General features: G+C 71.1%; 17 protein-coding genes. 12 read left to right on the top strand and 5 right to left on the bottom strand.

What is annotated here, in order from left to right; all coding sequences use genetic code 11:
• Positions 1–19 precede the first annotated feature (19 nt).
• Positions 20–916 (bottom strand): LysR family transcriptional regulator, encoded by an 897-nt coding sequence (locus tag HWX76_RS30040; protein ID WP_050018258.1) that lies wholly within the window; start codon positions 914–916, stop codon positions 20–22.
• Positions 917–1013: 97 nt separating this feature from the next.
• Here HWX76_RS30040 and HWX76_RS30035 point away from each other — a divergent pair, with 97 nt between their 5' ends.
• The 5 genes from HWX76_RS30035 to HWX76_RS30015 all read left to right on the top strand — a co-directional run bounded on the left by HWX76_RS30035 (position 1014) and on the right by HWX76_RS30015 (position 5785).
• Positions 1014–2312, top strand: a complete 1299-nt coding sequence (locus HWX76_RS30035; RefSeq protein ID WP_089488337.1) for a citrate:proton symporter — start codon at positions 1014–1016, stop codon at positions 2310–2312.
• 39 nt (positions 2313–2351) lie between these two features.
• A complete protein-coding gene (locus HWX76_RS30030) occupies positions 2352–3713 on the top strand; it encodes an acyclic terpene utilization AtuA family protein (RefSeq protein ID WP_089488637.1) in 1362 nt (453 codons plus the stop codon).
• Complete coding sequence (locus HWX76_RS30025) at positions 3713–4024, top strand: hypothetical protein (RefSeq protein WP_050018256.1); 312 nt, start codon at positions 3713–3715, stop codon at positions 4022–4024. Before HWX76_RS30030 ends, HWX76_RS30025 begins: the two co-directional genes overlap by 1 nt.
• 138 nt (positions 4025–4162) lie before the next feature.
• Positions 4163–4921 (top strand): hypothetical protein, encoded by a 759-nt coding sequence (locus HWX76_RS30020; protein WP_244138035.1) that lies wholly within the window; start codon positions 4163–4165, stop codon positions 4919–4921.
• Positions 4922–4972: 51 nt separating this feature from the next.
• Positions 4973–5785 carry a topoisomerase IV gene (locus HWX76_RS30015; protein ID WP_124631967.1) on the top strand — a complete coding sequence of 271 codons (813 nt, stop codon included), beginning with the start codon at positions 4973–4975 and terminating at the stop codon, positions 5783–5785.
• Positions 5786–5825: 40 nt separating this feature from the next.
• Here HWX76_RS30015 and HWX76_RS30010 read toward each other — a convergent pair whose 3' ends face one another.
• The 3 genes from HWX76_RS30010 to HWX76_RS36825 all read right to left on the bottom strand — a co-directional run bounded on the left by HWX76_RS30010 (position 5826) and on the right by HWX76_RS36825 (position 7772).
• Complete coding sequence (locus HWX76_RS30010; RefSeq protein WP_050018036.1) at positions 5826–6755, bottom strand: phosphatidate cytidylyltransferase; 930 nt, start codon at positions 6753–6755, stop codon at positions 5826–5828.
• A 38-nt stretch (positions 6756–6793) separates the two neighbouring features.
• Positions 6794–7426: a lysophospholipid acyltransferase family protein gene (locus HWX76_RS30005; protein WP_006481857.1), complete on the bottom strand. Its 633-nt coding sequence runs from the start codon at positions 7424–7426 to the stop codon at positions 6794–6796.
• Between the two features lie 112 nt (positions 7427–7538).
• On the bottom strand, positions 7539–7772 hold the full coding sequence (locus HWX76_RS36825) for a hypothetical protein (RefSeq protein WP_235356322.1): 234 nt from the start codon (positions 7770–7772) through the stop codon (positions 7539–7541).
• A 123-nt stretch (positions 7773–7895) separates the two neighbouring features.
• Here HWX76_RS36825 and HWX76_RS29995 point away from each other — a divergent pair, with 123 nt between their 5' ends.
• Genes HWX76_RS29995 through HWX76_RS29980 form a run of 4 tightly spaced genes read left to right on the top strand, consistent with a single transcriptional unit; the run spans position 7896 to position 12198 of the window.
• The gene (locus HWX76_RS29995) at positions 7896–8501 is read left to right on the top strand and encodes a CDP-alcohol phosphatidyltransferase family protein (RefSeq protein WP_050018037.1); all 606 of its coding nucleotides are present in this window, start codon (positions 7896–7898) and stop codon (positions 8499–8501) included.
• Positions 8502–8558: 57 nt separating this feature from the next.
• Complete coding sequence (locus tag HWX76_RS29990; protein WP_124631965.1) at positions 8559–10328, top strand: bifunctional alpha/beta hydrolase/class I SAM-dependent methyltransferase; 1770 nt, start codon at positions 8559–8561, stop codon at positions 10326–10328.
• A complete protein-coding gene (locus HWX76_RS29985; protein WP_124631964.1) occupies positions 10325–11746 on the top strand; it encodes a phosphatase PAP2/dual specificity phosphatase family protein in 1422 nt (473 codons plus the stop codon). The genes HWX76_RS29990 and HWX76_RS29985 overlap by 4 nt, the downstream gene beginning before the upstream one ends.
• On the top strand, positions 11746–12198 hold the full coding sequence (locus HWX76_RS29980) for a hypothetical protein (RefSeq protein ID WP_124631963.1): 453 nt from the start codon (positions 11746–11748) through the stop codon (positions 12196–12198). The genes HWX76_RS29985 and HWX76_RS29980 overlap by 1 nt, the downstream gene beginning before the upstream one ends.
• Positions 12199–12214: 16 nt before the next feature.
• Here the strand turns inward: HWX76_RS29980 and HWX76_RS29975 are convergent, their stop codons facing one another.
• Positions 12215–13237, bottom strand: a complete 1023-nt coding sequence (locus tag HWX76_RS29975; RefSeq protein WP_176016774.1) for a sensor domain-containing diguanylate cyclase — start codon at positions 13235–13237, stop codon at positions 12215–12217.
• Positions 13238–13713: 476 nt separating this feature from the next.
• On the opposite strand from HWX76_RS29975, the gene bcsB reads away from it, so the two are divergent.
• Genes bcsB through HWX76_RS29960 form a run of 3 tightly spaced genes read left to right on the top strand, consistent with a single transcriptional unit; the run spans position 13714 to position 21164 of the window.
• Positions 13714–16050, top strand: a complete 2337-nt coding sequence (gene bcsB / locus HWX76_RS29970; protein WP_176016773.1) for a cellulose biosynthesis cyclic di-GMP-binding regulatory protein BcsB — start codon at positions 13714–13716, stop codon at positions 16048–16050.
• A gap of 3 nt (positions 16051–16053) precedes the next feature.
• A complete protein-coding gene (bcsZ, locus tag HWX76_RS29965; protein WP_176016772.1) occupies positions 16054–17283 on the top strand; it encodes a cellulose synthase complex periplasmic endoglucanase BcsZ in 1230 nt (409 codons plus the stop codon).
• A complete protein-coding gene (locus HWX76_RS29960) occupies positions 17268–21164 on the top strand; it encodes a cellulose synthase subunit BcsC-related outer membrane protein (RefSeq protein ID WP_176016771.1) in 3897 nt (1298 codons plus the stop codon). Before bcsZ ends, HWX76_RS29960 begins: the two co-directional genes overlap by 16 nt.

Genomic DNA, 21164 nt, shown 5'->3' with positions numbered 1-21164 from the left:
TTCCCGAATCGGGCGCGCTTCATGCGCGCTTTTTCAATTCCGCCAGCATGAGGTCGACGAACGCCTGCGCGACGCGCGGCAGCGTGCGCCCGCGCTTCGCGACGAGCGCGATCGGCCGCACGAACGCGGGATCGTCGATCGGCTTCGCGACCAGTTCGGGCTCGGCGCGCACCTCGCGGGCGGTCGCGGGCAGGATCGTCACGCCGAGGCCGCCGCGCACCATCGCGACGGCCGTCATCATGTAGGTCGGCTCGCACGCGATGTCGGGCGTGCAGCCGGCCGCGTCCAGCGCGGCATCGACGACGCTGCGCACGCTCGTGCCCTGCGCGGTGAGCACGAGCGGCACGCCGGCGACGTCGGCGGTGGTGACGCGGCGCTTGCGCGCGAGCGGATGATCCTGCGGGCACACGGCGACGAGCCGGTCGGCGCCCGCATACAGCACCTCCAGCGACGCATCGAACGTATCGCCGCCGGTCAGCCCGAGATCGGCATCCTCGTTGCGCACCAGCGCGGTGACGAGGCTCGCGACGCCGTCGCGGATCTCGAAGCCCGCGCGCGGCACGTCGCGCCGGAACGACTGGATCAGCTCCGGCAGCACACTCGACGCGAAGGTCGGCAGGCACGCGAGCCGCACCGTGCCGCTCGCGCCTTCGCCGAGCGCACGCGCATCGCGCAGCACGCGCTCCATGTCGTCGAGCGAGCGCTGCAACAGCGGCAGCAGTTCGCGCCCGGTCTGCGTGAGCGCGACGCTGCGGCTGTTGCGGTCGAACAGGCGCGCGCCGACGATGTCCTCGAGCCGGCGGATCTGCACGGTCAGCGCCGGCTGCGACAGGTGCAGCCGTGCGGCCGCGCGCGTGAAGTTGCCGGCGTGCGCGACGGTGACGAACGCGCGAATGTCGCGAAGATTCAGATCCATAACGGTTCGTGATTGCTGCGATCAAATCATTTCAATTGTGCTATCGCTGCGCCGACCTTACGCTCGTCTCCAACAAAAGACAAGGTAGGAGACACGGATGCTGCCGTTACTCGGGCTGGGCACGATCGTCGTGCTGCTGGCCGCCATTCTGTCGAAGCGGATGTCGCCGCTCGTCGCGCTGATCATCGTGCCGATCGCCGCGTCGCTGATCGGCGGCTTCGGGCTGCACACCAGCAAGTTCGTCATCGACGGGCTGAAGGGGCTCGCGCCCGTCGTCGGGATGTTCGTGTTCGCGATCCTCTATTTCGGGACGATCACCGACGCCGGCACGCTCGACCCGATCATCGACCGGATCCTGCGCGCGGTCGGCACGCGGCCGACACGCATCGTGATGGGTACGACGCTGCTCGCGCTGCTGATCCACCTCGACGGCTCGGGCGCCGTCTGCTTCCTCGTGACGATTCCGGCCGTGCTGCCGCTGTACGACCGGCTGAAGATGGACCGGCGCGTGCTGGCCGCCGCGGTGTCGATGGCCGCGGGCATCAACTTCCTGCCGTGGACGGGGCCGATGATCCGCGCGTCGGCGTCGCTGCACCTGCCGGTGTCGGCGCTGTTCAATCCGCTGATTCCGGTGCAGGCGATCGGGCTCGTGTTCGTGTTCGGCGTCGCGTACTGGCTCGGGCGGCGCGAGGAGAAGCGGCTCGGCCTGTCGCGCGACGATGCGTCGATCCCGCTGCCCCGGCGCGAACTGACGCCCGACGAGCAGGCGCTGCGCCGGCCGCACCTGTTCTGGTTCAACCTCGTGCTGACGCTCGTCGTGCTCGGCACGATGGTCGTGATGGGCGAGAAGATCCCGCCCGCGATCATGTTCATGGTCGGGCTGTGCATCGCGCTGATGGTGAACTACCCGGACGTCGACATGCAACGCAAGCGCATCGACGCGCATGCGCGCGCCGCGCTGATGATGGCCGGCATCCTGCTCGCGGCCGGCGTGTTCACGGGGATCATGCAGGGCAGCGGGATGCTGAAGGCGATGGCGCAGGCGGCGGTCGGCTTCGTGCCGCCGTCGATGGCAGGCCATATCCCGGTCGCGCTCGGCCTCGCGTCGATGCCGCTCAGCATGCTGTTCGATCCCGATTCGTTCTACTTCGGCGTGCTGCCCGTGATCGCGGAAGTGGCCGGCCAGCTCGGCGTGCCGGCGGTGCAGGTCGGACAGGCGGCGCTGCTCGGCCAGATGACGACGGGCTTTCCGGTCAGCCCGCTCACGCCAGCGACGTTTCTCGTCGTCGGGCTGTGCGGAATCGAGCTGGCCGAGCATCAGAAATTCACGTTTCCGCTGCTGTTCGGCGCGTCGATCGTGATGACGATCGCGTGCGTCGTGCTCGGCGTTTTTTGATATTTGCCGGCGATGCGCTCGCCGGACGACGGTACGGACATGACAGCAAAGCCATCACACGAACGGCGCGTGCGCATCGGCGCGGGCGCCGGCTACTCGGGCGACCGGATCGAGCCCGCGGTCGAGCTGGCCGAACACGGGCGGCTCGACTATCTGGTCTTCGAATGCCTGGCCGAGCGCACGATCGCGATTGCGCAGCAGGCGCGCCGCAAGGATCCGGCGCTCGGCTACGATCCGCTGCTCGACGCGCGGATGCACGCGGTGCTGCCGATTGCGGCGGCGAAGCGCGTGCGCATCGTGTCGAACATGGGCGCGGCGAACCCGCGCGCGGCCGCGCGGCGTACCGCGCAGATCGCGCAGTCGCTCGGCATCGCGGGGCTGAAAGTCGCGGCGGTCGAAGGCGACGACGTGCTCGACGTCGTGCTGCGCGGCGCGTTCCGCTTCGAGGAATCGGGCGACGACGTCGCCGCGTATCGCGACCGCATCGTGTCCGCGAACGCGTATCTCGGCGCCGCGCCGATCGTCGACGCGCTCGCGGCCGGCGCGGACGTCGTGATGACCGGTCGCGTCGCCGATCCGTCGCTGTTCGCCGCGCCGCTGATCCATGCGTTCGGCTGGCGGATGGACGACTGGGACGCGCTGGGGGCGGCGACCGTCGTCGGCCATCTGCTCGAATGCGCGGGGCAGGTGACGGGCGGCTATTTCGCCGATCCCGGCTACAAGGACGTGCCGAATCTGGCGCGGCTCGGCTTCCCGATCGGCGAGGTCGCGGCCGACGGCACGGTCGTGATCACGAAGGTGCCGCACGCGGGCGGCCGCGTGAGCGCGGCGAGCTGCAAGGAACAGCTGCTCTACGAGATTCACGACCCGGCGCGGTATCTGCAGCCGGACGTCGTGGCGGATTTCACGCGCGTGGCGGTCGCCGAGGAAGCGGCCGATCGCGTGCGCGTGACGGGCGGGCGCGGCACCGCGCGGCCCGATACGCTGAAGGTATCGGTCGCGTATGTCGACGGCTGGATCGGCGAAGGCCAGATCTCGTACGGCGGACCGGGCGCGCTCGCGCGTGCGCGTCTCGCGCTCGACATCGTGCGCGAGCGGCTCGCGCTGACCGGCATCGCGGCGAGCGAGCTGCGCTTCGACGTGATCGGCGTCGACGCGCTGTATGGCGACGCGACGCCGGCCGTGCGCGGCGAGCCGGCCGAGGTGCGCGTGCGGGTGGCCGGCCGCGCGGCGAACGCCGCCGAAGCCGCGCGGATCGGCAACGAAGTCGAGACGCTCTATACGAACGGGCCGGCCGGCGGCGGCGGCGCGTTCAAGTCGACGCGCGAGGTGATCGCGGTGCAGTCGGTGCTGCTGCCGCGCGCGGCCGTGACGCCGTCGTTTTCATTCGTGGAGGCCTGATGCAACTGCGTGAACTCGCGCATGCGCGCACCGGTGACAAGGGCAATACGCTGAACGTGTCGGTCATCTGCCGCGATCCGCGTCATTACGACCATCTGCGCACGCATCTGGATGCGCAAGCGGTGAAGAGATGGCTCGCGGGCATCGTGCACGGCGACGTCGTGCGCTACGAGTTGCCGGCGCTCGGCGCGTTCAACTTCGTGCTGCGCGATGCGCTCGGCGGCGGGGTGACGCGCTCGCTCGCGCTCGACGCGCACGGCAAGTCGGTCAGTTCGGCGCTGCTGGCGATCGAGGTGCCCGAGCCGGCGTGACGCAGGCGTCGCGGCCGGCGAGCTGGACGATGTCGAGCTTCAGTTTCATGGGCGGTGTCGGTGGATGAGGTCCGTCGCGCATGCGTGTACGCTACGGCCTCGCGGGTCGATTCCCGCGCGTACCGAACGGAGCCTGAAGTGAACAACAAGATCGTAACGCCGACCGGCGTGAATGGCGAGACCGGGTGGCGCAGCCGGCGCGCGGCCCTCGCCGTGCGCGTCGCGCTCGCGTGTGTGGGTGCGCTGGTCGTGCAGGCCACCGCCGCCGCCGCGCCGACGGCGTCGTGCAACGAACGACTGACGGCACTGATCGTACCTGCGCTGCAGCAGACCGCGTTCGCCCGGCGCGACATCCATGCCGCGGTGGACGAGCGCAACGGCGACGTCTACCGGATCCGCCTGTTCACGACGCCCGACCATCCGGGCACGCCGAATCGCGAAGCGACGGTCGGCTGGGTGATGCTCGATACGCGGACGATGCAGGTGCTCGACGTCACACGCGATCCCGACCGGCCGGACGTGCTGAAGATCGACCGGGGCGCGCTGTCGCGTTTCGTGTCGACGTGCGCGGTATCGGTCGCGCCGGTACACAGTGCCGTCGATTGCGATGCGCTGAACCGCCGTGCTCAGACGCAAGGAGATTACGTGATGGGCAGCGATGCAGGGCGCGTCGTCATCGGCAACGGGCGGCTGCCGTTCTTTTCCGCACCGGACGATGCATGCAGGATCGACGGGCTGTTCATCGTCGAGCACGACCACGTCGATGCGCGGACCGAGTACGGCCGCTTCACGTCGGTCGTCTACCTGAATCCGCGTACACGCGGCATCGCCGAAGGGTGGGTGCGCACCGCGCGGCTGAAGCCGGACGGCACCGGCATCGCGCCGCGGCAACCTTGATCCGTCGAGTCTGCAACAATCCGCCACACACAAATCCGAACCGATTTCGTCATGACCATTCAGAACCGGAACCGACGTCTGAAGCCGCTCGTCACCCTTGGCACGTTCACGGCACTCACGGCGCTCGCCGCGCTGTCGCCCGTTCATGCCGCCGAGCCGGCCCAACCCGACCGTCAACTGAAAACCTTCATCCACGACACGTACGGCGACTGGCGTGCGGACCGCAAGGGCTGGCAGGCGGAAGAGGGCGATTTCATCCATTCGCCGTGCGGCGTGCTGCGCGTGGCGACCGCGGACGGCCCGCGCATGCTGCTCGCGATGTGCGGCGAGACCGACGCGGCGGTGCAGAACGGGATGCCGGGCATGGATTCGGATGCGACGCCGGGCGCGATCGACCTGTACGTGCTGAAGCCTTCGCCGGACGGCAGGACGCTCGAGCCGGTCGCGAAGAAAACGGAGATCGCATCGGGCGAGCGCGGCGAACCGGGCACGGTGCGCATCGAGCGGCTCGGGCCGCACCTGTTCGGGTTCGTGATCGGCGAAAGCGATACGCGGCAGGGCTACACGCAACGCTTTCGTTCGATCTGGCTGCCGTACGGCAACGCGCTGGTGCATGCGGCGGCGCGCATCGACGAGGCGCTCGACAATGCCGAGTCGACGGAATGCGCGCATGCTCGCGCGCGTTGCGAGGAACGCCGCTTCGAGATCGCGCCGGACACGACCGGCTCGGGCGACGTCTACCCGCTGACGGTCACGGAAACGGGCACGCGCGGCGACAAGGCGATCCACGCACGCTACACGGTGAAGTTCGACGCCGCGCGCGGCCGCTACGTCGTGCCGAAGGCGCTGCGCGACGGATACTGATCCGCCGCGCGGGAACGGGCGGCATGGCGCCGCCCGCGCATCACACGTACAGGTAGCGCACCAGGTGGAAGAACACCGGCGCGGCGAAGCAGATCGAATCGACGCGATCGAGCATCCCGCCGTGGCCGGCGATCATCGAGCCCCAGTCCTTCGTGCCGAGCGAGCGCTTGACGGCCGACAGCACGAGCCCGCCGACGAAGCCCGCGATCACGATCGCGAGCGAGATCCCGAACGCCGCGCCGAAGCTGAACGGCGTCACGCGATACAGCGACGCGCCGCACAGCGTGGCGAGCAGGCCGCCGCCGATGAACCCCTCGATCGTCTTCGACGGCGACAGCTGCGGCGCGATCTTGCGGCGTCCGAACAGCTTGCCGACCACGTACTGCAGCACGTCGCTGATCTGCACGACGAACAGGAAGAAGAACAGCAGCAGCGCGTTCTGCCCCGCGTAGCGCGGAATGTCGAGGATCAGCACGGCCGGCGCATGGCTCAGCCCGTACACGCACACCATCAGCGCCCAGTTGATCTTCGCGTTGCGGCTCAGGAATTCGCGCGTGTCCTGCGTGAGCGCCGACACGAGCGACATCGCGAAGAACAGGTGCACGGGCACGAAGATCGAGTACATCCCGTACCAGTTGATGCCGAGCAGCAGGTACTGCACGGGGATCGCGACGAAGAACGCGATGAAGAGCGTCGTATGGTCGCTCGCGGTGGTCGGCGTGAGCGTGATGAACTCGCGCAGCGTCAGGTACGACAGCAGCGCGAATACCAGGTACGTGACGTTGTTGCCGAGGCCGATCGCGACGGCCATGATCGCGATCATCGCCCACCATGCGCGGATGCGCTGGTTCAGGTTGACGATGGTCGCGCTCGTGCCGCCGCTGCGCGCGCCGAGGATCGCGCCGATCACGGTCGCGACGACGAGCACGCCCGTGACGCCCGCGACCAGTTCCCAGAAGAGGGTTCGCATGGTTGGTATCCTGAAAAGGGGGAAGGGGCGCGCCGCGTTCAGCCGGCCGGCCGCTGCGGCGGCGCGAGCGCGATGACCGCGTCGCGCATGCGGGCGAGGAATGTCGGCTTGTCTTCCTGGGCGCCGAGCGCTTCGTTCGCGCCGAAATGCACCTTGCAGATCAGCGGCACGGGCCAGATCGCGCCCTTCGGCATGATGCGCTGCAGGTTCTCGAGATAGACGGGCGCGAGCGCGACGTCCGGGAACTCGGTCGCGAGATGGAACAGCCCGCTCTTGAACGGCTGCGGCAGCACGTCGGCGCCGCGCGTGCCTTCCGGGAAGATGATGATCGAATGACCCTGCCGCAGCGCATCGCGCACCGGGTCGAGCGGATCGCCGCCCGATTCGCGATGACGGTCGATCAGCACGACGTTCAGCAGCTTCTGCGCGATGTGGCGCTTCAGGTCGCTGCTGTCCCAGTAGTCGCGCGCGGCGACCGGCCGCACGACCGCGCGCACGTCGCGCGGCAGCGCGGCGAGGATCGCGAGCGTGTCGATGTGGCTCGTGTGGTTCGAGAAATAGATCTTCTGCGTCGGGGACGGCGGCGCCTGATGCCAGACCGGATACGCGCCGGCGACGAGCCGCACGATGGACAGCAGGAAGTCGCGCTGCCAGACGTTAAGGATGTTCATCGGCGCGCGGCCTCCTGCGTGCATGCCCGGCCCGCCGCGCACGCGCGGCGGACGGAACCCCGGAATGCCGGCGCGGCAGGATGCGCGCCGAACGGCTCTTGTTTAAATTTTTTCAAAGTTCGTGGCTGCCTGTCGCAGGTCCGCGATAATCGGACGATTCGCCGTCGCACGCGGTCGCGTCGCGGCGAATGCGCCGGTCGGCGGCGTGATAATCGGCTGTTGCACGAGTGCCCGTCTGCAGTTCGAATGGATCTCGCGGCGATCGGGCCAGCGGATTATCGCGAGTTTCGCCGAAAAACGCCAGATTGGCGCCACGCGGGCCGGCCGGGCCGCCTGCTTGACGCATCGGGGCGGCTCGGCGACGATGGGGGCCGTTCAATCCAGGCCGACGACGGCCGTTTCGCCGCCCGGGGCATGGCGGCGGGAAACGCATCCAACCGTGCCGCGCGAATAATACGAATACGAAACGATGAGCCTCTACGCACTCAAACCCAAATTCCAGAACCGTCTGCGCCCGTTCGCGAATTCGCTGGCCGAACGCGGCGTCACGGCCAACCAGGTCACGCTGTTCGCGGCCGGCGGCTCGATCGTCGTCGGCGCGCTCGCCGGGCTCGGCGTATTCGCCCGCGCGCTGTTCCTGCTGATTCCGCTGTGGCTGTTCGCGCGGATGGCGCTCAACGCGATCGACGGGATGCTCGCGCGCGAGCACGGGCAGAAGAGCACGCTCGGCGCGTACCTGAACGAGCTGGGCGACATCGTGTCCGACGTCGCGCTCGTGCTGCCGTTCCTCGCGATTCCCGCGTTCGCGCCGGCGGACGTCTGGCTGTTCGCGCTGACGGCGGTGATCGTCGAATGCGCGGGGCTGATCGGCCCGCTCGTCGGCGCGACGCGCCGCTACGACGGCCCGTTCGGCAAGAGCGACCGGGCGCTGGCCCTCGGCGCGTTCGCGCTGTGGATCGGCCTCGGCTTCCCGGTCGGCGGTGTCGCCGCGTGGCTGTGGCGGCTGTTGATCGTGCTGTCGATCGTGACGGCGGTGCGGCGCGTGCAGGCCGGCGTCGCCGAAGCGGGCCGCTGACGGGCCGCGCCGGAGGGCGGCGCCACATGATTCGAATAACGAAACGAGAGAGATCGCATGAACGCACGCACGGCCCGTGAGGCCGACTTCATCACGCACGACGGCGCAACGCTGTTCTATCGCCACTGGCCCGCGACGGGCCCGCGCTGCCGCGGCGCGATCGTGCTGCTGCATCGCGGCCACGAACACTCGGCGCGCGTCGCGCACCTCGTCGACGAGCTCGACCTGCCGGATTTCGCGTTTTTTGCGTGGGACGCACGCGGCCACGGCCGCTCGCCGGGCGCGCGCGGCTACAGCCCGAGCGCGGCCGCGTCGGTGCGCGACCTGCAGACCTTCGTCGAGCATATCCGCGACACGCACGGCATCGCGATCGAGGATATCGCGGTGATTGGCCAGAGCGTCGGCGCGGTGCTCGCGGCGACCTGGGCGCACGATTACGCGCCGCCGATCCGCGCGCTCGTCGTCGCGTCGCCGGCCTTCCACATCAAGCTCTACGTACCGTTCGCGCGGCCAGGGCTGAGGCTGATGCACAAGCTGCGCGGGCTGTTCTACGTGAACAGCTACGTGAAGCCGACATTCCTCACGCACGACCCCGAGCGGATCGCGAGCTACGCGTCCGATCCGCTGATCACGCGGCCGATCGCGGTCAACATGCTGCTCGACCTGCACGATACCGCGCAGCGGATCGTCGCCGACGCGGCCGCGATCACCGTGCCGACCCAGTTGCTGATCTCGGGCGCCGACTGGGTCGTGCATCGCGGCCCGCAGGACCGTTTCTTCGAGCGGCTCGGCTCGGCGCGCAAGGAGCGCATCGTGCTGCCGGGCTTCTACCACGACACGCTCGGCGAGCGCGACCGCGCGCAGGCGCTCGCGCCGCTGCGTGCGTTCGTGCTGCGCGAGTTCGATGCGCCGAGCCCGCGCGTGTCGCTCGCCGATGCCGACCGCCGCGGCGCGTTCCACGACGAATACGCGGCGCTCGGCCGGCCGCCGGCCAACGTGTTCGCGCGGACGTACTGGGCGCTCACGCGCGCCGGCCTGAAAGCCGGCGGCGCGCTGTCCGACGGCATCGCGCTCGGGTTGCGGCTCGGCTTCGATTCGGGCTCGACGCTCGACTACGTGTACCGCAATCGCGCGCAGGGGCGGTTCGGCATCGGCGCGCTGATCGACCGCACGTATCTCGATTCGCCGGGCTGGGTCGGCATCCGCCAGCGCAAGGTGCATCTGCAGGAACTGATCGGCACGGCGATCGGCCGCCTGCGCGGGAACGGCACGCCGGTGCGGATCGTCGACATCGCGGCCGGCCACGGGCGCTACGTGCTCGACGCGATCGCGATGGCCGCCGAGCGCGACGGCGCGGCGCCCGACGACATCACGCTGCGCGACTACAGCCCGCCGAACGTCGAGGCCGGCCGCGTGCTGATCGCGCAGCGCGGCCTCGAGCCGATCGCGCGCTTCGAGCGCGGCGATGCGTTCGACGAGGCGTCGCTCGCGACGCTCGAGCCGCGGCCGACGCTGGCGATCGTGTCGGGCCTGTACGAGCTGTTCGGCGAGAACGCGCTGATCGAGCGCTCGCTGCGCGGGCTCGCGCAGGCCGTGCCGCCGGGCGGCTATCTCGTCTATACGGGGCAGCCGTGGCATCCGCAGCTCGAATTCATCGCGCGCGCGCTGAACAATCACCGCGGCGAGTCGACCTGGGTGATGCGCCGTCGTTCGCAAGCCGAAATGGACGAGCTCGTTGCGCGGGCGGGTTTCCGCAAGCTCGACCAGCGCATCGACGAGATGGGCATCTTCACGGTCAGCCTTGCGCAGCGGGTCGACGCGTCATGAGCGCGCTCGGCGGCGGCGCGGGTGTGGATGCGGACGCGAGCGGCGGTCTGGCCGAGCCGGCAGCCGGCGCGCGCGACGCGTCGTTCGCGCTGCGCTTGTGCTGGCTCGCGGCGATGGGCGCCGTGTTCTTCTCGACGTACGGCTTCGCGAACTGGCTCGCCGCGCGCCGCGCCGCGGTGCCGACGTTCGCGTTCGGCTGGGAGCATGCGATCCCGTTCGTGCCGTGGACGATCGTGCCTTACTGGTCGATCGACCTGCTGTATGCGCTGTCGTTCTTCTTCTGGACGCGCCGCGACGATCTGCTCGATCACGTGAAGCGGCTGCTGACCGTGCAACTGGTGTCGGTCGCGTGCTTCGTCGCGTGGCCGCTGCGCTTCGGCTTCGAGCGGCCCGACGCGGGCGGCGTGGCCGGCGCGCTGTTCACGCTGCTGATGGGCTTCGACAAGCCGTTCAACCAGGCGCCGTCGCTGCATATCGGGTTGCTCGTCGTGCTGTGGGCCGTCTATGCGAAGCACCTGCGTGGCACGTTCGCGCGCGTCGTGCTGCATCTGTGGTTCGCGGCGATCGGCGTGTCGGTGCTGACGACTTATCAGCATCATGCGATCGACGTGCCGACCGGGGCGGCCGTCGGCTGTCTCGCGCTGTTCCTGTTTCCGCTGCGCGATGCCGCAGGCCGCTTGCCGGGCGCCGATGCGTCGCCGTCCGCCGCCGGTCGCGCGCTCGCGCGCCGCTATGCGTTAGGCGCCGCGCTGGTCGCGCTCGCGGCGCTGGCGTGCGTGGCGCGCGCGCCGGGCTGGGCGCTGGCGGCAGGGTGGGTCGCGCTGGCGCTCGCCTGCGTCGCATGGGCGTACCGGCGCGGCGCGCCCGGCGCGTTCCAGAAGGATGCGGACGGGCGGTTTCCGGTCTTCATGGGCTGGCTGCTCGCGCCGACGATCGCCGGCGCGTTCGTCAATTCGCGGCTGTGGACGTTCCGGCAGCCGGCGCCGGTGCGGATCGACGAGCGCGTGTCGATCGGCCGGACGCCGACGACGCGCGAGATCCGGCGCCACGGCTTCACCGCGCTGGTCGACCTGACCGCCGAGATGCCGCGCTGGGCGGCGGCCGATGCGTCGCTCGCGTATGCGTGCGTGCCTCAGCTCGACCTCGTCGCGCCGACGGCGGCGCAGCTCGCGCAGGCCGTCGCGGCGCTCGATCGGCTGCACGGCGACGGGCGCGACGTGCTGGTCTGCTGCGCGCTCGGCTACGGACGCAGCGTGCTGTGCGCGGCCGCGTGGCTCGCGGCGCGGCGCGGGCTGACGGATGCGCGCGACGCGCTGGCCTCGGTGCGCGCGGTCCGGCCGCGCGCGGTGTGGTCGGATGACGGCGTGGCCGTGCTGCAGCAGTGGATCGATCGCCGTCGCGATGCGGGGCGCGTGTGATGCGCGATCCGTCCGGCCCGTTCAGGATCGCCGCCGCGCGCGGCGCGCTCGATGCGGGTGCGTGGGCGATTGCGGTCGCGCTGGCCGCGGCCGGCGCGGGCGGATGGCTCGCGGCGGGCTGGCCGCCGGCGACGCTTGCCCGCGTGCTGCTGGCCGTCGTCAGCACCGGATCGGGGATTGCGGCGCTGTGGTACGCGGTGCGCGTCGAGATCGATCGGCGGCTGTTTGCCGCGCTGGCGCGGGCGGTGGACGGCGACGGGTCGGTCGATGCCGGGCTGGCGGCGCTCGACCGCGCGCTCGCCGATCTGGGCTGGATCGATACGACGAAGGCCGGGCGCACGCTCGACGCGCGCGTGCGCGGCGCGGTCGGGCTGTGCCGGGCCGCCGTGCTCGTCGCGGTCGTGCAGTGGCTCGTCGTCGGTATCGCGATCGCGGTGTCGCCGATCGGCTAGCGATGCATGCGATGCGTCATGCGCGGGCCGTCCGTTGCGTCCGCGTGCGCTTGGCCTCGTACATCGCCTGGTCCGCATGCTCGATCAGCGCATTCATGTCGGTACCGTCGTCCGGCAGCATCGCGATGCCGACGCTGACGCCGAGCCGCAGCGGATGCCTGTCGAATTCGAACGGCTCGCCGACCTGCCGCGAGAGCCGCATGCTCTGCGTATGGGCATCGTCGCGGGTGCCGAGGTTCGGCAGGATCACCGCGAATTCGTCGCCGCCGACGCGCGCGACCGTATCCGAGCGACGCACCGCGGCCTGCATCCGCATGGCGACCTCGCGCAGCGCGGCGTCGCCCGCGCGGTGGCCGAATTCGTCGTTGATCGGTTTCAGTCCGTCCATGTCGATGTTGAGAATGCCGAGCCGGCCGCTCGCGCGCAGCGTCGTGTGCATCGACTGGCGCAGGCGGTCGTAGAACAGCGCGCGGTTCGGCAAGCCCGTCAGCGCGTCGTGCGTCGCGCGCAGATAGAGTTCGTTCGCTTCGTTGCGGGCCGCGTGGAACATCGCGGCGGCGATCAGGTCGGCCATCAGCCGCAGCGTGGCCGCGTCGGCCGGCGAAAAGCCGTCGACGTCCGGCGACATCACCTTCAGCACGCCGACCGTCGTGTCGGCGTGCGTGAGCGGCATCACGAGCATCGAGCGCAGGCCGACCCGGCGGCACGCATCGCGATCGACGCGCGGGTCGGCTTCCGAATCGACGCAGTGCAGCAGCTTGCCCTGCTGCACGCACAGGCCCGACAGGCTGCCCGAGCGCCGCAACCGTAGCCCGAGCATCCCGGCGGCCGTGCCCGACGCGGCGCGGTACACCATGTCGTCGCCTTCGGCGAATTCGACCGCGGCGGCGCTCGCGCCGGTGAGCTGCGGCACCTGCTCGGCCACGTAGGCCATCACGCTGCCGAGGTCGAGGCCGAGTTTCGCGATTTCGGCCTGAGCGGCGATGATGCGCAGCAGCGTCCCGGCGGACGGGGTGGCGGCGTCGGCGATTTGATCCAAGTCAGTTTTCCGTGAAGAAAGTACGTCGCGCGGCGCGTACTTGCGGTAGCATACGCGCCGCTTGCGGCAGCGCATTCCGGGCGGTCCGCACGGAATGCAGGCGATGCCCGGCCAGCCGTATCGCGCCGGCAGTATGCCGTTCCAGCCGTCCGGCTGGCAACGGCGCCATTCTTGCCATTCACCCTTCCTGCTCGGCATTTCCGACCGAATTGAGATTTTTTCGCCTCTCAGTCGCGAATCACGGTAAGTTTTGTTCTATTTTTGAGATAGTGTGACGAATGATGGGCGCCGGTGCCAGGCGTCCCTCAGCGCGACGAACCGGTCATTGAAGCATCCGCCGCGTCGTCCCGATAAATGCAATCAAGCCAGATATGAGGGGAAGCAGAGGGGATGTGCACTCACGGGCATAGCTGCTTTGCGCGCGTCGGTTGCGACGCGCAGGATGATCGGACGATCGTGACGACGCGGGGCCGCGCATGAAGCCGGCCGTGTCGCTGTTCGTCCTGGCGGCCGCGATGACCGGCGCTTTCCATACGGCCGCGCTGTCGGCCGCGCCGCTGCCGGCGGTGCCGGCCGCTGCGTCGACGGCCGCGGCCGCTCACGCGGCGGCGCCCGATGCGGCGCCAATCGCGGTGCCCGCGGCCGCGCCGGCGGCGGCCAGCGTCCCGGCCGCCGGCCTGCCGGCGACGACCGTGCGTGTGCCGTTCGCGTCGCTCGGCGCGTTCGATCCGCTGCGCCTGCGCGGCGCCGACGACGCCCGCACGATCAACGCCGGCGTGCGGCTCGACCGCGTGATCACCGGCGCACGCTTGCGCCTGACCTACGCGTATTCGCCGTCGCTGGTCTTTGCGCTGTCGCACCTGAAGGTGTCGGTGAACGGCGAGGTGGTTGCGACCGTCCCGTTCGACGCCGCGCGCGCGGGCCGCACGGTCACGCAAGAGATCCCGATCGATCCGCGCTACTTTTCCGATTTCAACCAGATCGGCCTGCGCCTGATCGCGCATTACACGCTCGACCATTGCGAGGATCCGACGAACTCGGCGCTGTGGGCCGACGTGAGCCCGACGAGCGAGCTGATCCTCGACGAATCGCCGGTGCGCCTGCCGAACGATCTCGCGCTGCTGCCCGCGCCGTTCTTCGACCGGCGCGACAACGGCCGCGTGCGGCTGCCGTTCGTGCTGCCGGCCACGCCCGATTCGGCGACGCTGCGCAGCGCGGGCGTGCTCGCGTCGTGGTTCGGCGCGCTGGCCGACTACCGGCATGCGCGCTTCCCGGTGTCGACCGCGCTGCCGGCCGACGATCAGGCCGTCGTGGTCGGCACGGTCGCGACGCTGCCGGCCGGTCTCGCGCTGCCGCCCGTGAACGGCCCGCTGCTCGCGGTCGCCGACAACCCGGCCGCGCCGGGCCGCAAGCTGCTGGTCGTCACGGGCCGCACGGCGGCCGAGGTCGACGACGCGGTCGCGACGCTCGTGCTCGGCCGCGCGGCGCTGTCGGGGCCGGCGGCGACGGTCGCGCACGTCGATCTCGGCGCGCCGCGCAAGCCGTACGACGCGCCGCGCTGGCTGCCGGTGAACCGGCCGATCGCGTTCCGCGAACTCGTGAACGACCCGCGCCAGCTGGAAGTGCGCGGCACGACGCCCGACGCGATCCGGCTGAACCTGCGCGTGCCGGCCGATCTGCATTCGTGGAACGGCGCGGGCGTGCCGATCACGCTGCGCTACCGCTACACGGCGCCGACCGTGCAGGACAATTCGACGCTTGCGGTCGAGATCAACGATCAGCTCGTGAAGTCGTACCGGCTCGGGCCGGCCCAGGCGGAGGACGCGCACGGCCGCATGCAGCTGCCGTTGCTGTCGGTGCCGGAAGGGCGCGTGACGAGCGACGTCGACATTCCCGCGTTCCGCGTCGGAAGCGGCAACCAGCTGCAGTTCCGCTTCACGCTCGATTCGCAGAAGACGGGCCTGTGTTCGAGCACGGCCACCGAGCCGCAGCGCGCGGCGATCGATCCCGATTCGACGATCGACTTCTCGCACTTCGTCCATTACGCGCAATTGCCGAACCTCGCGTTCTTCGCGAACAGCGGCTTCCCGTTCACCCGCTTCGCCGACCTGTCGCAGACGGCCGTCGTGATGCCCGACCGGCCGTCGCCGCAGGAGCTCGAGGCCTATCTGACGATGCTCGGCCACATGGGCGAATGGACCGGCTTCCCGGCGCTGCGCGTGCAGGTCGCGCGGCCCGGCGACGTCGCCGCGCTGTCCGGGCACAAGGACCTGCTCGTGATCGACGGCTCGCCCGCGTCGCCGCTGCTTGCGCAGTGGCGCACGGCGCTGCCGCTCGCGATCGGCGAGCAGGGCGCGGCCGGCGGCGCGGGCACGACGCGCGTCGCGTTCACGGTGAAGGAGCGCTGGCGCAACGGCGTGGGCGTCGCCGACGGCGGTGCGCACATCGAACAGGCGGGTCCGCTCGCGGCGCTCGCCGGTTTCGAGCTGCCGGGCAGCCGCGGTCGCAGCGTCGTCGCGCTGACCGCGACCGGCCAGCCGCGCCTCGGCGATCTGCTCGACGTGTTCGAGAACGCCGGGCTCGTGTCGCAACTGCAGGGCGACCTCGCGCTGGTGCGGCCGGGGCAGGTCGACAGCCTGCGGGTCGGCGAGCCTTACGTGGTCGGCTTCGTGCCGTGGTATGCGCGCGTATGGACGGAGGCGGCGCGGCATCCGGTCGTGCTCGGCGCGGTCGGCGTCGTCGCGGGGCTCTTGCTCGCGCTCGGCGTGTTCAGCGTGCTGCAACGAATCGCCGCGCGTCGACGGGGGATGTAACGGATGGCGCGGGCAATGACGAAGCGACGGGCAACGCAGCCGGCGCGGCGTGTCGGCGCGATGCTCGCGCTGGCGGTTGCGGTGACGTGCGCGGCGGCCGGCATGGCCACGCGCGCGCACGCCGCGCCGGCCGGTGTGGCCGATGCGGCGGGCGCGGGATGCGGCGCGGCGTGGCCGCGCTGGGACGCGTTCAAGCGCGATTTCATCTCGGCCGACGGCCGCGTGATCGACGTCGGCTCGGCCGATTCGCGCACGGTATCGGAGGGGCAGGCGTATGGACTGTTCTTCGCGCTGGTCGCGAACGACCGGCGCATGTTCGACACGATCCTCGCATGGACCGAGAACAACCTCGCGCAGGGCGACCTGAGCGCGCACCTGCCCGCGTGGCTGTGGGGCCGTGCGCCCGACGGTGCGTGGCGCGTGCTCGACGCGAACGCGGCGTCGGACGCCGACTTGTGGATCGCGTATGCGCTCGTCGAGGCCGGGCGGCTGTGGCGCGAGCGCAGCTATACGGCGCGCGGTGCGCTGCTCGCGAAGCGCGTGCTCGACGACGAGACGGCGACCGTGCCGGGCCTCGGCCTCACGCTGCTGCCGGGGCCGACCGGGTTCAAGCTCGCGAACGGCCAATGGCGCGTGAATCCGAGCTATTCGCCGCCGCAGGTGATTCGCGCGCTCGGCGCGCGGCTGCCCGACGACCGGCGCTGGGCCGCGCTCGCCTCCAGCACCGCTCGCGTGCTGCTCGACACCGCGCCGAAGGGCTTCTCGCCCGACTGGGCGCTGTATCGCGCGGGCAAGGGCTTCGGGCCCGATCCCGACACGCACGCGGAGAGTGCGTACAACGCGATCCGCGTGTACCTGTGGGCCGGCACGCTGGACCGCGCCGATCCGCTTGCCGCGCCGCTGCTCGCGAAGTTCGCGCCGTTCGCCGACCATATCGCCGCGCATGGCGCGCCGCCGGAGAAGGTCGATACGACGACGGGCGTCGCGGGGCCGAACGACGGCAACGGCGGTTTCTCCGCGGCGGCCGTGCCGTTTCTCGACGCGCGCGGCCAGCATGCGCTCGCGGAGGCACAGGCGGCCCGCGTCGATACGCTCGCGCGCCAGTCGGCGCCCGGCTATTACACGAGCGTGCTGACGCTGTTCGGCCTCGGCTGGCGCGACGGCCGTTACCGGTTCGGGGCGGACGGCACGCTCGACACCCGCTGGGGAGGCCGTTCGTGCGCCGCCCGCTGAAGCGCGCCGCGCCGCACGTCGCGGGATTCGCGTGGCTCGCGTCGTCGGTGTGCGCGGCGGCGCCGGGCACGGCGATCGCGAACCCCGCGACACCGGCGACCTCGGCCGCCGCCGATGCGCGGCGCGAGCTCGACACCGCGCGGATGTGGGGCACCAAGCATCGCGACGATCTCGCCAGCGATGCGTTGCGCAAGGGCCTGCTGATCGCGCCGGGCGACCCCGAACTGCTGGCCGAACAGGTGCGCGTGCTGCTGCGGCTCGGCGACGCGAAAGGCGCGCAGGCGTCGCTCGCGCGGCTGCAGGCGCAATCGCCGAATGCGCTTGCCACGCGGCGGGTGGCCGACGAATACCGCGTCGCGACGAGCGGGCGCGGCGAGATGGCGCAGATTCGACTGCTCGCGCGCAGCGGCCGCGCCGACGAGGCGGCCCGGCGCATCGTCGCGCTGTTTCCGAACGGCGCGCCGTCGGGCGCGCTCGGCGCCGAGTATTACCAGATCGTGTCGAACGCGCCGGGCGGGCGGGAGCCGGCGATCGCCGCGCTGCGCCGCGCGATCGCCGCCGATCCGCGGGACACGAGCGCGTCGGTCGCGCTCGCGCGGCTGTTGAACCAGCGCGACGACACGCGCGCGGAAGCGAACCGGATCGCGTCGTCGCTCGCGAAGCGCGCCGACGCGGACCATACGGAAGCGATGGCGCTGTGGCGGCGCGTGCTGCAGTCGGCCGGCAGCGATCCCGCGTATCTCGATGCGCTGCATGCGTATCTCGCGCTCGCGCCGGACGACACCGAATTCCGCGATCGTGCGGCCGGCCTCGACCGGCAGCGCGACGCGCAGCGCCGGCTCGAACGCGATCCCGACTACATCGCGCAGCAGCGCGGGCTGCAGGCGCTCGCGCGCGGCGACCTGGCCGCCGCCGATCCGCTGCTCGCGCGCGCCGCGCGGGCGCGCTCGGACGACGCCGATGCACTGGGCGGGCTCGGCCTGCTGCGTCTGCGCGAAGGGCGGCACGACGAAGCGCGCGCGCTGTTCGCGCGGGCCGCGGCGCGTGCGACCGACCAGCGCGGCAAATGGCAGGGCCTCGCCCGGACCGCGCAGTTCTGGGGGCTGCTCGCGCAAGGCCGCGAAGCGGCCAGCGCCGGGCGAGCGCAGGATGCCGAGCGCGCCGCGCGTGCGGCGCTCGCGATGCAGCCGGACAACCCCGACGCGAAGCTGCAGCTCGCCGATGCGTTGCTCGCGCAGCGCGACTGGGCGCAGGCGGAGCCGTTGCTGCGCGGCTTGCTGGCCGCGCGTTCGCCGAGCGTGTCGGCCGTGCGCGACACGGCCACGCTGTATGAAAACACCGGCCGCGCGGACCGGATCGGCCCGCTGCTCGACGCGCTGCAAGGGCGCGTGACGGGCGCCGACGATCGCCGTACGCTCGACGGCCTGCGCGGCGACGTGCTCGCGAACGAAGCGCGTGCGCTGGCCGACAAGGGCGCGCGCGGGCCGGCCGCGCAACGCTACGAGGCGGCCGTGCGCGCGGCGCCCGACGCGCCGTGGACGCGCTTCGCGCTCGCGCGCCTCTATCGCGACATGGGGCTGCCGCAGCTCGGCCGCACGGTGATGGACGACGGGCTCGCGCGCAGCGACACGCCCGAGATGCGCTACGCGAGCGCGCTGTACCGCAACTCGATCGACGATGTCGCGGGCGCGCAGGCCGCGCTGGCGCCGGTCGACGATGCGCACCGGTCGGACGGGATGCGGGCGCTGGCGCGCAAGCTCGATGCGCAAAGCGCGCTGGCCGACGCACGAAGCGCGCATGCACGCGGCGACCGCGCGGCCTTTGCCGCCACGCTCGCGCACGCGCAGGCGAGCGCGCCGGACGATCCCGACATGCTCGCGGCGATCGGCGCCCAGTGGATCGACGCGGGCGAACCGGAGCGCGGCCTCGCGCCGCTGCGCGACTGGATCGCCGCGCATCCGCGCGAAGCCGACGCGGACGTGCGGCTGCGCTACGGCGACCTGCTCGGCAGCGCGGGGCGCGACGAGGCGCTCGCCGCATGGCTCGACATGCTGCGTCGCGACCCGTCGCTGACGCCCGCGCAGACGGCGCGACTGGAGGACCAGTCGCTGCGGCTCGTGCTGCGGCAGACCGACGACGCGATCGCACGACAGGACTATGCACGGGCGCGCACGCTGCTCGATCGCGCGAGCCCGGCCGGCCGCGCGGACAAGCGTTACGCGCTCGAACGCGCCGATCTCGAACGCGCGCAGGGCCATTACGACGCGGCGCGCGACGCGCTCGCGCCGGTCGTCGCGCGTACGCCGGACGATGCCGATACGCAGCTCGCGCTCGCCCGGATCGACGAGGACAGCGGCAACCGAGCCGCCGCACGCGAGCGCGTGCAGGCCGTGCTGGCGCGCACGCCGGACGACGATGTCGACACGCAATTGTCGGCGGTGCGTCGCCTGAACGCGCTGCGCCGCCCGGACGAAGCCGCGCAGGTGACCGACCGGCTGCAGGCCGCGTATCCGGCGCGCGCCGACGTGACGGTCGCGGCCGGGCGCGTGGCCGAGGCGCAAGGCCGCTACGACGATGCGGCGTCGCTGTACCGGCTGTCGCAGTCGCAGGAACGCGCGACGGGCGTGAGCCCGGGCCGCGACGGGCTCACGCCCGCACAGGCCGCGTTCGCGGACCTCGCACAGCGACGCAATCCCGAGATCGAGACCGGCTGGATACCCGCGTACAAGTCGGGCGACGAAGGCATCTCGTCGTATCGTGCGCAGCAGGTGCCGATCTACATGCAGATGCCGATCCGCTACGACGGGCACGTGTTCGCGCAGATCGACACCGTGCATCTCGATCCGGGCACGCTCGATACGAGCGACCCGAACGCGTATTCGCTGAAGACGTTCGGCACGTATGCGGGGCTCAGGGCGCCGAACGGGCTGCCGCCGCCGTTCCAGCCGAATCCGCAGGCCGCCGCGCTGCTCGCGAATCCGTCGGGCTCGCTGCACCAGTCGACCACGGGCGTCGCGCTCGGCGCCGGTTACCTGTCCGATGCATGGCGCTTCGATCTCGGCACGTCGCCGCTCGGCTTCCCGGTGCATTACCTGGTCGGCGGCATGCGCTACCGCTTCGACGCGGGCCCCGCGAGCTTCTCGGTGAACGCGTCGCGGCGGCCGGAAACGAGCAGCGTGCTGTCGTACGCGGGGATGCGCGACCCGTGGACCGGCGCGGTGTGGGGCGGCGTGCGCCGCGACGGCGTGAACCTGCGCGCGTCGGTCGACGTCGGCCGCACGAACCTGTTCGCGGAACTCGGCGCGGGCGTGCTGTCGGGCCGCAACGTCGAACGCAATGCGGAAGTCACGCTGCGCACCGGCTTCACGGTGCCCGTCTACGAGCGCGCGACGATGAAGGTCAGCACCGGGCTCGTCGGCAATGCGTGGCACTACGCGCAGAACCTGCGCTACTACACGTACGGGCAGGGCGGTTACTACAGCCCGCAGCGCTATCTGTCGCTCGGCGTGCCGATCGAATGGGCCGGGCGGCACGATGCGCTGTCGTGGGACCTGACCGTCACCGGCGGAATCTCCAACAGCTACGAGAAGGATTCGCTGTATTACCCGACGCTCTCCGGCCAGCGCGCCGCGCAGGTCGCGGCCGGGTTCGTGTACGCGGGCAGTTCGACGCGCGGCGTGTCGTTCTCGTACGGCGTGAACGGCATCGTCGAGTATCGCGTGAACCCGCACCTGAGCGTCGGCGCGCAGTTGCAGATCGACCGGTCGCACGACTATGCGCCGAGCTCGGCGCTCGTGTACCTGCGCTATGCGTTCGATGCGCGCGCGCCGCGCAACTGGCTCGTGACGCCGACGCCGGTGCGGCTTTATTCGGATTACTAG

It is taken from the genome of Burkholderia sp. BCC0398 (assembly GCF_902833245.1).
Lineage (GTDB): Bacteria > Pseudomonadota > Gammaproteobacteria > Burkholderiales > Burkholderiaceae > Burkholderia > Burkholderia sola.
Note: the sequence above shows the minus strand (reverse complement) of the source record. Positions and strands in the feature narration are given on the sequence as shown.